This is a genomic window from Pseudomonas sp. FEN, assembly GCF_904067045.1.
Lineage (GTDB): Bacteria > Pseudomonadota > Gammaproteobacteria > Pseudomonadales > Pseudomonadaceae > Aquipseudomonas.
Genome location: NZ_CAJFDC010000010.1, coordinates 304,907 through 316,950, shown reverse-complemented (window position 1 = coordinate 316,950; position 12,044 = coordinate 304,907). Strand labels below are relative to the sequence as shown.

Below are 12,044 nucleotides of genomic sequence, written 5' to 3'. Positions count from 1 at the left end.
TCGACTGTCCGGCCGCCATCGCCAGCCAGCCGACTCCTACAGGGGACCGCGCTCGTCCCAAGATGATCTTCCCTGAACAGAGCACTCTTTATGGAATGGCAACCGCATATCACCGTCGCCACCATCGTCGAAGACAACGGCCGCTTCCTGCTGGTCGAAGAACGGCAAGACGGACAGACGGTCTTCAACCAGCCCGCCGGCCATCTGGACCCCGACGAAAGCCTGATCCAAGCCGCTATCCGCGAAACCCTCGAAGAAACCGGCTGGGACGTCGAACTGACCGGCGTCGTGGGTATCTATCTGTATACCGCCCCCAGCAACGGCGTGACCTACCAGCGCGTCTGCTTTGCCGGCAAGCCGCTCAAGCACCACCCGGAGTATCAACTGGACCACGGCATCATCGGCCCACACTGGTTGACCCGCGACGAACTGTTGGCCCTGCGCCCGCAATGGCGCAGCGAGCTGATCATCCGCTGCCTGGACGATTATCTGGCCGCCCCCCCGCACAGTCTCGAGCTGATCCGCCCTTCTCTTTAGCCTTGCGGGCCCGGGCCTGTTAGAATCGCGTCCTTTTTCGAAGACACTCATTGAATCCCTATGCGTGATCCAGCTACCACCGCCCCAGAAAACCTGCGCGTCATCGTCGGCATGTCCGGCGGCGTGGACTCTTCCGTTTCCGCCGTCCTGCTGATGGAGCAGGGTTACCAGGTGGAAGGCTTGTTCATGAAGAATTGGGAAGAAGACGACGGAACGGAGTACTGCACCGCCATGGACGACCTGGCGGACGCCCAGGCCGTGTGCGACAAGATCGGTATCAAGCTGCATACCGCCAACTTCGCCGCCGAGTACTGGGACAACGTGTTCGAACACTTCCTGGCCGAATACAAGGCCGGACGCACGCCGAACCCGGACATCCTCTGCAACCGCGAAATCAAGTTCAAGGCGTTCCTCGACTACGCCCTGATGCTCGGCGCCGACCTGATCGCCACCGGTCACTACGTGCGCCGCCGTGACATCGACGGCCGCACCGAACTGCTCAAGGGCCTGGATCCGAACAAGGACCAGAGCTACTTCCTGCATGCCGTCGGCGGCGCGCAGATCGCCAAGACCCTGTTCCCGGTCGGCGAACTGGAAAAGCCCGCGGTACGCGCCATCGCCGAGAAACACCAACTGGCCACGGCGAAGAAAAAGGACTCCACCGGGATCTGCTTTATCGGCGAACGACGTTTCAGTGACTTCCTCAAGCAGTACCTGCCGGCCCAGCCGGGCGAGATCAAGACCACCGATGGCGAAGTCATCGGCCGCCACCACGGCCTGATGTACCACACCATCGGCCAGCGCCAGGGCCTCGGTATCGGCGGCTTGAAGGACGCCAGCGACGAGCCGTGGTACGTGCTGCTCAAGGACCTGGAGCACAACGAACTGATCGTCGGCCAGGGCAACGACCATCCATGGCTGTTTTCCCGCGCCCTGCTCGCGTCCGAGATCTACTGGGTCAACCCGGTGGACCTGAGCGTGCCGCGCAAACTGACAGCAAAGGTCCGTTATCGCCAGAGCGACCAGTCCTGCACCCTGGAACAGACCGAAAACGGCTATCGCGCGGTGTTCGACGAACCGCAGCGCGCCGTGACCCCCGGCCAATCCGTGGTGTTCTACGATGGCGAGGTCTGCCTCGGTGGCGGAGTCATCGAAATCGCCGAACCCTGGACCCTCAAGGACCCGCGCGCATGAGCCCGACCCAGGAGCAATTGACGGCGCTGGGGGGGGTGTTTCTCGCCGCGGTACTGGTGGACAAGATTGCCAAGACCGGCCAGTCCAGCGAAGCCGGCCTGAGCTGCATGCTTGGCAGCCTGCTGGTGCGCGACCCCAAGGACACCCTGGAAGTCTACGGGGGCGACGATATCAACCTGCGCGACGGCTACCGCGCCTTGATCGGAGCCCTGGAGCGCGATCCCAACGCCTTGCAACGCGAACCGCTGCGCTATGCCCTGTCGATGCTGGGCCTGGAGCGCCAGCTGGCCAAGCGTGACGACCTGCTGCAGATCATCGGCAAGCGCTTGCCGCAGATCCAGTCGCAGGTCGAGCATTTCGGCCCGGCCCATGAAAACGTCGTGGCCGCCTGCGGCGCCCTGTACCAGGACACCCTGAGCACCTTGCGCCAGCGTATCCAGGTGCACGGCGACATGCGCAATTTGCAACAACCGAGCAATGCATCGAAGATCCGCGCCCTGCTGCTGGCCGGCATCCGTTCGGCGCGCCTGTGGCGACAACTGGGTGGCCATCGCTGGCAACTGGTAATCAGCCGGCGCAAGCTGCTCAAGGAACTGTACCCATTGATGCGCGGCGTCTAGGCGCGGCCATCCCGAAAAAGCGCAAGACGTCGGTCGGTTGGCAACGGATCGGCGGTTATTTTCATGTATGATACGCGCCCCATTTCGTTGCCCGACTGTCCGAGAACACCCCATGCAGCTTTCTTCGCTCACTGCGGTTTCCCCTGTTGACGGCCGCTACGCCGGCAGAACCCAGGCCCTGCGCCCTATTTTCAGTGAATACGGGCTGATCCGTGCTCGCGTGCTGGTGGAAGTGCGCTGGCTCCAGCGCCTGGCCGCCCACGCCCAGATCAGCGAAGTTCCGGCCTTTTCCGCCGAAGCCAACGCGGTGCTGAACACCCTCGCCGAAAACTTCTCCCTGGAACACGCCGAGCGTGTCAAAGAGATCGAGCGCACCACCAACCACGACGTCAAGGCCATTGAGTACCTGCTCAAGGAACAAGCCGCCAAGCTGCCTGAACTGGCCAACGTCAGCGAATTCATCCACTTCGCCTGCACCAGCGAGGACATCAACAACCTGTCCCACGCCCTGATGCTGCGCGAAGGCCGCGACGATGTGCTGCTGCCGCTGATGCGCCAGATCGCCGAAGCCATCCGCGAACTGGCCCACCGCTTCGCCGGCGTGCCGATGCTGTCGCGCACCCATGGCCAGCCGGCCTCGCCGACCACCCTGGGCAAGGAGCTGGCGAACGTCGTCTACCGCCTGGAACGCCAGATCGCCCAGGTCGCCGCCGTGCCGCTGCTGGGCAAGATCAACGGTGCCGTGGGCAACTACAACGCACACTTGTCGGCCTACCCGCAGATCGACTGGGAAGAAAACGCCCGCGCCTTCATCGAAGACGAACTGGGCCTGGGCTTCAACCCCTACACCACCCAGATCGAGCCGCACGACTACATCGCCGAGCTGTTCGACGCGATCGCGCGCTTCAACACCATCCTGATCGACTTCGACCGCGATATCTGGGGCTACATCTCCCTGGGCTACTTCAAGCAGCGCACCATTGCCGGCGAAATCGGCTCCTCGACCATGCCGCACAAGGTCAACCCGATCGACTTCGAGAACTCCGAAGGCAACCTGGGCATCGCCAACGCCCTGTTCCAGCACCTGGCCAGCAAGCTGCCGATCTCCCGCTGGCAGCGTGACCTGACCGACTCCACCGTGCTGCGCAACCTCGGTGTCGGCTTCGCCCACAGCGTCATTGCCTACGAAGCCAGCCTCAAGGGCATCAGCAAGCTGGAGCTCAACGAGCAGAAAATCGCCGCCGACCTGGACGCCTGCTGGGAAGTCCTGGCCGAGCCGATCCAGACCGTCATGCGTCGCTACAACATCGAAAACCCATACGAAAAGCTGAAAGAACTGACCCGTGGCAAGGGCATCAGCCCGCAAGCGCTGCAGACTTTCATCGACGGTCTCGAAATGCCCGCGGATGCCAAGGCCGAGTTGAAGAAACTCACCCCGGCCAACTACATCGGCAACGCCGTGGCCCAGGCCCGACGTATCTGATCGCACCGCACCCGCTCTGAACGCCCGGCTGAGCCGGGCGTTTTTATTCCAGTCTGGAAAATACGTTTTTTCAATAGGTTACACATGAATCCTGATACTCCTCTGCAACTTCTGGGCGGCCTCACCGCCCGGGAATTCCTGCGTGACTACTGGCAGAAGAAACCACTGCTGATCCGCCAGGCCATTCCGGATTTCGAAAGTCCGATCGACCCCGACGAACTGGCCGGCCTGGCCCTGGAAGAAGAAGTCGAATCGCGCCTGGTCATCGAGCACGGCGAACGCCCCTGGGAACTGCGCCGCGGCCCGTTCGCCGAGGACGCTTTCAGCCAACTGCCGGAGCGCGAGTGGACCTTGCTGGTGCAAGCCGTGGACCAGTTCGTCCCGGAAGTCGCCGAGTTGCTGGAACACTTCCGCTTCCTGCCGAGCTGGCGCATCGACGATGTGATGATCAGCTTTGCCGCGCCCGGCGGTAGCGTTGGCCCGCACTTCGACAACTACGATGTGTTCCTGCTCCAGGGTCACGGCAAGCGCCACTGGAAGATCGGCCAGATGTGCGATTCCGCCAGCCCGCTGCTGGAACACGCCGACCTGCGCATCCTCGCCGACTTCGAGGAAACCGCCGAGTGGACCCTGGAACCCGGCGACATGCTTTACCTGCCGCCACGCCTGGCCCATTGCGGCATCGCCGTGGACGACTGCATGACCTATTCGGTGGGCTTCCGCGCCCCGAGCGCCGCTGAAGTACTGACCCACTTCACCGATTTCCTCGCCCAGTTCCTGCCGGACGAAGAGCGCTACACCGACGCCGACGTACACCCGGTCAGCGATCCGCACCAGATCCAGCACGACGCCCTCGACCGCCTGAAAAGCCTGCTGGCCGAGCACATGAGCGACGAGCGCCTGCTGCTGACCTGGTTCGGCCAGTTCATGACCGAACCGCGCTACCCGGAGCTGGTGGTAGGCCCGGAACTCGAGGAAGAAGACCTGCTCGACGGCCTGCAACAGGGCGCGGTGCTGATCCGCAACCCGAGTGCGCGTCTGGCCTGGTCCGAAGTGGACGACGACCTGCTGCTGTTCGCCAGTGGTCAGAGCCGCCTGCTGCCGGGCAAGCTGCGCGAGCTGTTGAAAATGATCTGTGCGGCCGATGCGTTGCACGCGGATAATCTGAAGCCTTGGCTGGCCGACGAAGATGGACGCGGCCTGCTCTGTCAGTTGGTCAAACAAGGAAGCCTGGGATTTGCCGATGAATAGAATTCACGTACGTGTCGCGGACTGGCAAAAGGATAACGCCGAGATTCGGCGCATTCGTGAGTCAGTGTTCATCGCCGAGCAGGCGGTTCCGCCGGAACTGGAGTGGGATGCCGATGACAGCGGCGCCGTGCATTTCCTGGCCTTCGAGGGCGACTTCCCGATCGGCACCGCGCGCTTGCTGCCGGACGGTCATATCGGCCGGGTGTCGGTACTCAAGGACTGGCGCGGACTGAAAGTCGGCGACGCACTGATGCAGGCGGTGATCGGCGAGGCCGAGAAGCGCGGCCTCAAGCAACAGATGCTCAGCGCCCAGGTCCAGGCGACCCGGTTCTATGAGCGCCTGGGGTTCAGCATTGTCAGCCAGGAGTTTCTCGAAGCCGGGATTCCCCATGTGGACATGGTGCGCGGCCACGCCTGACACACCAGAAGCCTGTGATCTGACCTGTGGCGAGCGGGCTTGCCCGCGCTCGACTGCGAAGCAGTCGTAAAACCTCTGATCCCGGTCTATCTGATGCGCCGGAGTCGCAGTTTTGGGGGGGCTTCGCCCCCCAGCGCGGGCAAGCCCGCTCGCCACAAGTAGACAGCCCCCCCCAAAAAAAACGCCCCGCCATCCCGCCGATGCCGGGGCGTTTTGCCGTGCGCGATTCAACTTGACCCACCAACAGCCGAGAAACTGTCAAACTCAACGCATAGCTCAAGTCCAACGCGGAGATAACGGACATGTCCCTACGTACCCTGCTCACCGGCCTGCTCCTGGCCTGCACCCTCAGCGCCCAGGCCGCCACTGAAATCATCCCCCTGAACTACCGCACCAGCGCCGACCTGCTGCCGGTGGCCCAGGACTTTCTCGGCAAGGACGGCAAGGCCAGCGCCTACCAGAACCAACTGATCGTCAATGCCGAACCAGGCAAGATCAAGGAACTGCGTGAGTTCCTCGGGCAATTGGACACCCCAGCCAGACGCCTGCTGATCAGTGTCGACACCAGCGACAGCAACGACCAGAACACCCAGGGCTATAGCACCAACGGCCAGAACCAGACCCGCATCATCAGCTATGGCACCGGCAGCCGTGACGGCGGCCTGCAACAAGTCCAGACCGTCGAAGGCGCCCCGGCGCTGATCCAGGTCGGCCAGAGCGTGCCGCTGACCACCGCCATCAGCACCAACCAGTCCTTCGGCAACGGCACCAGCCAGACCCAGAACCCGAACCAACAGCCGCTGACACAGATCCAGAACCAGTACCGCAACGTGACCCAGGGCTTCTACGTCACCGCCAGCGTCACCGGCGACATCGTTCACTTGTCCATCAGTACCAATCGTGACCGGATGAGCCAGGAGCGTCAGGATGTAGTGAATGTGCAAAGCACCGACACAACCGTCAGCGGGCGCCTGGGCGAGTGGATCACCCTGGCCGGCGTCAATGGCCAGAGCCAGGCCGATCGCCAGGCGCTAACCCGCAGCTACTCGACCTCCGGGCGTAACGACATGACTTTACGGGTGAAAGTCGACACCTTGGACTAAAGCACCGGAAACTGACTGGCAAGTCGTATTAGACCAAAGATGTAGTGCCTATAAAAAAGCACTACAAAACGTTTGACGCGCCAAAAAACCGAAGGCATGATGGCCTCGCTCCCGCTAATCAGGGGCCCTGGCAAGGGCCTTCGGATCGCCGCTCTGAACTACCCACCTGAGCCGATTCGTGTCTGTACCGCCCACAAGGCGTGTTTGACGAGATTGCGACTGGAACGAAGTTGTCCCGAGGGACGGAAGCGTAATCAGGTAGAACGGCAAGACCTCTGAAGCCCGCATGAAGGCCCACGACGCCCCAATGCGCCCGACGGATCGCCCTCACCTCGCTCACTTCCCCCCCCTTGAGCCCATCGTTCAATCGTCGCATTCCCCGTCGGACCACACCTGAGTGCCTAAGCTTCTGGTCAGCGAGCAGCCTTTTGCCCAAGCCCTAGGCTTGCACAGTGGGCGGAGCACGGAACTTTCCACCCATGAACGACTTTTTACAAAAGACGCGACGAGGTTTATCTCCATGGCACTGACACGCGAACAGCAAATTGCAGCCCTTGAAAAAGACTGGGCTGAAAACCCGCGCTGGAAAGGCGTGACACGCACTTACTCCGCCGCTGACGTGGTCCGCCTGCGTGGCTCGGTTCAACCCGAGCACACTCTGGCCCGCATGGGCGCCGAGAAACTGTGGAACCTGGTCACCCAGGGCGCCAAGCCGTCCTTCCGCCCGGACAAGGACTTCGTCAACTGCATGGGCGCCCTGACCGGCGGCCAGGCCGTGCAACAAGTCAAGGCCGGTATCCAGGCGATCTACCTGTCGGGCTGGCAAGTGGCCGCGGACAACAACTCCGCCGAATCCATGTACCCCGACCAGTCGCTGTACCCGGTGGACTCCGTGCCAACCGTGGTCAAGCGCATCAACAACTCGTTCCGTCGCGCCGACCAGATCCAGTGGAAAGCCGGCAAGAACCCTGGCGATGACGGCTACATCGACTACTTCGCCCCCATCGTGGCCGACGCCGAAGCCGGTTTCGGTGGCGTCCTGAACGCCTACGAACTGATGAAGAGCATGATCGAAGCGGGCGCCGCCGGCGTGCACTTCGAAGACCAACTGGCCTCGGTGAAAAAATGCGGCCACATGGGCGGCAAGGTCCTGGTACCGACCCAGGAAGCCGTGCAGAAGCTGACCGCTGCCCGTCTGGCGGCCGACGTTGCCGGTGTCCCGACCATCATCCTGGCCCGTACCGACGCCAACGCCGCTGACCTGCTGACCTCCGACTGCGACCCGTACGACCAACCGTTCGTTGTTGGCACCCGCACCCAGGAAGGTTTCTACAAGGTCCGCGCCGGCCTCGATCAAGCCATCGCCCGCGGTCTGGCCTACGCGCCGTACGCCGACCTGATCTGGTGCGAAACCGCCAAGCCGGACCTGGACGAAGCCCGTCGCTTCGCCGAGGCCATCAAGAAGGAATACCCGGACCAGATCCTGTCCTACAACTGCTCGCCTTCCTTCAACTGGAAGAAAAACCTGGACGACGCGACCATCGCCAAGTTCCAGCGCGAACTGTCGGCCATGGGCTACAAGCACCAGTTCATCACCCTGGCGGGCATCCACAACATGTGGCACAGCATGTTCAACCTGGCGCACGACTACGCCCGCAACGACATGACCGCCTACGTGAAGCTGCAGGAGCAGGAATTCGCCGACGCGGCCAAGGGTTACACCTTCGTGGCGCACCAGCAGGAAGTCGGCACCGGCTACTTCGACGACATGACCACCGTGATCCAGGGCGGCACGTCCTCGGTGACCGCGCTGACCGGTTCGACCGAAGAAGAACAGTTCCACTGAGTACACGGCGAGCAAGCGGCCATTCCAGAGCGAACCAGAACTAACTGGAAGGTCTGAAAAACTGACGCCCCGACTGGTTCGGGGCGTTTTTTTGCCCGTCGCTTACAACCCCACCGCGCCCCTGTAGGAGCAGGGCTTGCCCGCGAAGGCGGCCGCAAGGACCTCTTCGCGGCGGTGCGGCGTCCCGACGAGCCCGGCTCCTAAAGGAATGCGTTCAGCCGTGACAGCGCAAAACATTGATCCAGGTCGGTATCCAATGCGACAAAAAACGCTAAAAACGGCGCGCGACGCAACTTTCATCCCGAGTGCGTTTAAACCCACTACACTTGCCCACGCCGCCAACAGCAAGCACTGGAGCCGCCCAAACGATATCAATTATCATTCAAGATTAACTTCGTTCATTACAGCCTGAATAAAACATAATTAACAAAAAGGTGCCTAATGCCCGTAACGCATGGCCTGCGAGCCATCGAGAGCTCAACATGCCCTTATTCCAACCAATAATTTCGCTATAGAAAATTTACTTGCCCGGTGTTTAGCCATAAAATCACTGGGATAGATTGCACTGCGACATATCGTCACTGCTTTTATTTCTTTATCACGCTCAGAGCCCTTTGCGCTCTGTTAAGGATTGCCCGCATGACCGAAGCGACCGGACTCATGGCCCATAACTGGGGCTTTGCCATTTTCCTGCTCGGCGTCGTCGGCCTCTGTGCCTTCATGCTCGGTGTATCCAGCCTCCTCGGGTCAAAAGCCTGGGGCCGCAGCAAAAACGAACCGTTCGAGTCCGGCATGCTCCCCACCGGCAGCGCCCGCTTGCGGCTCTCCGCCAAATTCTATCTGGTCGCGATGCTGTTCGTGATCTTCGATATCGAAGCCCTCTTTCTCTTTGCATGGTCTGTGTCCGTCCGCGAAAGCGGCTGGACCGGATTCGTCGAAGCTCTCGTTTTCATAGCAATTCTGTTGGCAGGTCTTGTCTACCTTTACCGAGTGGGGGCGCTTGATTGGGCTCCGCAAGCTCGTCAGAAGCGGCAGGCGAAGCTGAAACAATGAGGCTTTGGCAATGCAATACAATCTCACCCGAATCGACCCGGATGCTCCTAACGAGCAGTACCCGATTGGCCAACGGGAAACCGTTTCCGATCCGTTAGAAGATCAAGTCCACAAGAACATCTTCATGGGCAAGCTGGAAGACGTGCTGAGCGGCGCGGTCAACTGGGGGCGCAAAAACTCCCTGTGGCCGTACAACTTCGGCTTGTCCTGCTGCTACGTGGAAATGACCACCGCCTTCACGGCGCCCCACGACATCGCCCGCTTCGGCGCCGAGGTTATCCGGGCATCGCCGCGCCAGGCGGATTTCATGGTTATTGCCGGCACCTGCTTCATCAAGATGGCGCCGATCATCCAGCGTCTCTATGAGCAAATGCTCGAACCCAAGTGGGTCATCTCCATGGGTTCGTGTGCCAACTCCGGCGGCATGTACGACATTTATTCCGTGGTCCAGGGGGTGGACAAATTCCTCCCCGTGGATGTCTACGTGCCTGGCTGCCCGCCCCGTCCCGAGGCTTTCCTGCAAGGCTTGATGCTGTTGCAGGAGTCGATTGGCCAGGAGCGTCGCCCACTTTCCTGGGTCGTCGGTGATCAAGGCGTATACCGCGCCGAGATGCCGTCACAAAAGGAACAGCGCCGCGAACAGCGTATTCAGGTCACCAACCTGCGCAGCCCCGACGAAGTCTGATCCAGATCCGCTCTGTAAAAGAAACGAGAAGCTGGCTTCATTCTTTACGTTGACCGAAAGCGATAAGAAACCATGACTACAGGCAATGCTCTGTACATCCCGCCCTACAAGGCTGACGACCAGGATGTGGTCGTCGAACTGAACAACCGTTTTGGCCCCGAGGCCTTCACTGCCCAGGCCACCCGCACCGGCATGCCGGTACTGTGGGTGACCCGGGCCAAGCTCGTCGAAGTCCTGACTTTCCTGCGCAATCTGCCCAAGCCGTACGTCATGCTCTATGACCTGCACGGCGTGGACGAGCGTCTGCGCACCAAGCGCCAGGGCTTGCCGGCGGCCGATTTCAGCGTCTTCTATCACCTGCTCTCGATCGAGCGTAATAGTGACGTGATGATCAAAGTCGCCTTGTCCGAGAGCGACCTCAGCGTACCGAGCATCACCAGCATCTGGCCGAATGCCAACTGGTACGAACGCGAAGTCTGGGACATGTTCGGCATCGACTTCAAAGGCCACCCGCACCTGTCGCGCATCATGATGCCGCCGACCTGGGAAGGTCACCCGCTGCGCAAGGACTTCCCGGCCCGCGCCACCGAATTCGATCCGTACAGCCTGACCCTGGCCAAGCAGCAGCTCGAGGAAGAGGCCGCGCGCTTCCGTCCCGAAGACTGGGGCATGAAGCGTTCCGGCAGCAACGAGGACTACATGTTCCTCAACCTGGGCCCGAACCACCCTTCGGCCCACGGTGCCTTCCGCATCATCCTGCAACTGGACGGCGAAGAAATCGTCGACTGCGTCCCGGACATCGGCTACCACCACCGTGGCGCCGAGAAAATGGCCGAACGCCAGTCCTGGCACAGCTTCATCCCCTACACCGACCGTATCGACTACCTCGGCGGGGTAATGAACAACCTGCCATACGTGCTCTCGGTCGAGAAGCTGGCCGGCATCAAGGTGCCGGACCGGGTCGACACCATCCGCATCATGATGGCCGAGTTCTTCCGGATCACCAGCCACCTGCTGTTCCTGGGTACCTATATCCAGGACGTCGGCGCCATGACCCCGGTGTTCTTCACCTTCACCGACCGCCAGCGCGCCTACAAGGTGATCGAGGCCATCACCGGCTTCCGCCTGCACCCGGCCTGGTACCGCATCGGCGGCGTCGCCCACGACCTGCCACGCGGCTGGGACAAACTGGTCAAGGAATTCGTCGACTGGCTGCCAAAACGTCTCGACGAATACACCAAGGCGGCCCTGCAGAACAGCATCCTCAAGGGTCGGACCATCGGTGTCGCCGCCTACAACACCAAGGAAGCCCTGGAATGGGGTGTCACCGGTGCCGGCCTGCGTTCCACCGGTTGCGATTTCGACCTGCGCAAGGCCCGTCCGTACTCCGGCTACGAGAACTTCGAGTTCGAAGTACCGCTGGCGGTCAACGGCGACGCCTATGACCGCTGCATGGTGCGCGTCGAGGAAATGCGCCAGAGCATCAAGATCATCGACCAGTGCCTGCGCAACATGCCGGAAGGTCCGTACAAGGCGGATCATCCGCTGACCACGCCGCCACCGAAAGAGCGCACGCTGCAGCACATCGAGACCCTGATCACGCACTTCCTGCAGGTTTCGTGGGGCCCGGTGATGCCGGCCAACGAATCCTTCCAGATGATCGAAGCGACCAAGGGCATCAACAGTTATTACCTGACGAGCGACGGCGGCACCATGAGCTACCGTACCCGGATCCGCACCCCAAGTTTCCCGCACCTGCAACAGATCCCTTCGGTGATCAAAGGCAGCATGGTCGCGGACTTGATCGCGTACCTGGGTAGTATCGACTTCGTTATGGCCGACGTGGACCGCTAA

At 61.4% G+C, this 12,044-nt stretch carries 11 protein-coding genes; all 11 read left to right on the top strand.

The window, feature by feature from the left end; genetic code table 11:
* Positions 1 to 90 precede the first annotated feature (90 nt).
* Positions 91 to 537, top strand: a complete 447-nt coding sequence (locus PFEN_RS10130) for an NUDIX hydrolase (protein ID WP_191486701.1) — start codon at positions 91 to 93, stop codon at positions 535 to 537.
* A 60-nt stretch (positions 538 to 597) separates the two neighbouring features.
* Entirely contained in the window at positions 598 to 1,731 is a 1,134-nt protein-coding gene (gene mnmA, locus PFEN_RS10125; protein WP_191486700.1) for a tRNA 2-thiouridine(34) synthase MnmA, read from the top strand.
* Positions 1,728 to 2,351, top strand: coding sequence for a high frequency lysogenization protein HflD (gene hflD / locus PFEN_RS10120; protein ID WP_191486699.1), 624 nt, complete (start codon positions 1,728 to 1,730; stop codon positions 2,349 to 2,351). The genes mnmA and hflD overlap by 4 nt, the downstream gene beginning before the upstream one ends.
* Before the next feature lie 112 nt (positions 2,352 to 2,463).
* On the top strand, positions 2,464 to 3,834 hold the full coding sequence (purB, locus tag PFEN_RS10115) for an adenylosuccinate lyase (RefSeq protein ID WP_191486698.1): 1,371 nt from the start codon (positions 2,464 to 2,466) through the stop codon (positions 3,832 to 3,834).
* A gap of 84 nt (positions 3,835 to 3,918) precedes the next feature.
* Positions 3,919 to 5,085 carry a cupin domain-containing protein gene (locus PFEN_RS10110; RefSeq protein ID WP_191486697.1) on the top strand — a complete coding sequence of 389 codons (1,167 nt, stop codon included), beginning with the start codon at positions 3,919 to 3,921 and terminating at the stop codon, positions 5,083 to 5,085.
* Positions 5,078 to 5,503, top strand: coding sequence for a GNAT family N-acetyltransferase (locus PFEN_RS10105; RefSeq protein WP_191486696.1), 426 nt, complete (start codon positions 5,078 to 5,080; stop codon positions 5,501 to 5,503). The genes PFEN_RS10110 and PFEN_RS10105 overlap by 8 nt, the downstream gene beginning before the upstream one ends.
* A gap of 302 nt (positions 5,504 to 5,805) precedes the next feature.
* Positions 5,806 to 6,606: a secretin N-terminal domain-containing protein gene (locus PFEN_RS10100; protein ID WP_191486695.1), complete on the top strand. Its 801-nt coding sequence runs from the start codon at positions 5,806 to 5,808 to the stop codon at positions 6,604 to 6,606.
* 520 nt (positions 6,607 to 7,126) lie between these two features.
* On the top strand, positions 7,127 to 8,452 hold the full coding sequence (gene aceA, locus PFEN_RS10095) for an isocitrate lyase (RefSeq protein WP_191486694.1): 1,326 nt from the start codon (positions 7,127 to 7,129) through the stop codon (positions 8,450 to 8,452).
* 639 nt (positions 8,453 to 9,091) lie between these two features.
* Positions 9,092 to 9,505 (top strand): NADH-quinone oxidoreductase subunit A, encoded by a 414-nt coding sequence (locus PFEN_RS10090; protein ID WP_191486693.1) that lies wholly within the window; start codon positions 9,092 to 9,094, stop codon positions 9,503 to 9,505.
* A gap of 10 nt (positions 9,506 to 9,515) precedes the next feature.
* Entirely contained in the window at positions 9,516 to 10,190 is a 675-nt protein-coding gene (locus PFEN_RS10085) for a NuoB/complex I 20 kDa subunit family protein (protein ID WP_191486692.1), read from the top strand.
* 72 nt (positions 10,191 to 10,262) lie between these two features.
* The gene (nuoC, locus tag PFEN_RS10080; protein ID WP_191486691.1) at positions 10,263 to 12,044 is read left to right on the top strand and encodes an NADH-quinone oxidoreductase subunit C/D; all 1,782 of its coding nucleotides are present in this window, start codon (positions 10,263 to 10,265) and stop codon (positions 12,042 to 12,044) included.

What these genes read in the sequence shown, in the direction of transcription:
- PFEN_RS10090 (WP_191486693.1), top strand. Translation starts at nt 9,092, where the DNA reads ATGACCGAAGCGACCGGACTCATGGCCCATAACTGGGGCTTTGCCATT.
- purB (WP_191486698.1), top strand. Translation starts at nt 2,464, where the DNA reads ATGCAGCTTTCTTCGCTCACTGCGGTTTCCCCTGTTGACGGCCGCTAC.
- PFEN_RS10130 (WP_191486701.1), top strand. Translation starts at nt 91, where the DNA reads ATGGAATGGCAACCGCATATCACCGTCGCCACCATCGTCGAAGACAAC.
- PFEN_RS10105 (WP_191486696.1), top strand. Translation starts at nt 5,078, where the DNA reads ATGAATAGAATTCACGTACGTGTCGCGGACTGGCAAAAGGATAACGCC.
- PFEN_RS10110 (WP_191486697.1), top strand. Translation starts at nt 3,919, where the DNA reads ATGAATCCTGATACTCCTCTGCAACTTCTGGGCGGCCTCACCGCCCGG.
- aceA (WP_191486694.1), top strand. Translation starts at nt 7,127, where the DNA reads ATGGCACTGACACGCGAACAGCAAATTGCAGCCCTTGAAAAAGACTGG.
- hflD (WP_191486699.1), top strand. Translation starts at nt 1,728, where the DNA reads ATGAGCCCGACCCAGGAGCAATTGACGGCGCTGGGGGGGGTGTTTCTC.
- PFEN_RS10100 (WP_191486695.1), top strand. Translation starts at nt 5,806, where the DNA reads ATGTCCCTACGTACCCTGCTCACCGGCCTGCTCCTGGCCTGCACCCTC.
- nuoC (WP_191486691.1), top strand. Translation starts at nt 10,263, where the DNA reads ATGACTACAGGCAATGCTCTGTACATCCCGCCCTACAAGGCTGACGAC.
- PFEN_RS10085 (WP_191486692.1), top strand. Translation starts at nt 9,516, where the DNA reads ATGCAATACAATCTCACCCGAATCGACCCGGATGCTCCTAACGAGCAG.
- mnmA (WP_191486700.1), top strand. Translation starts at nt 598, where the DNA reads ATGCGTGATCCAGCTACCACCGCCCCAGAAAACCTGCGCGTCATCGTC.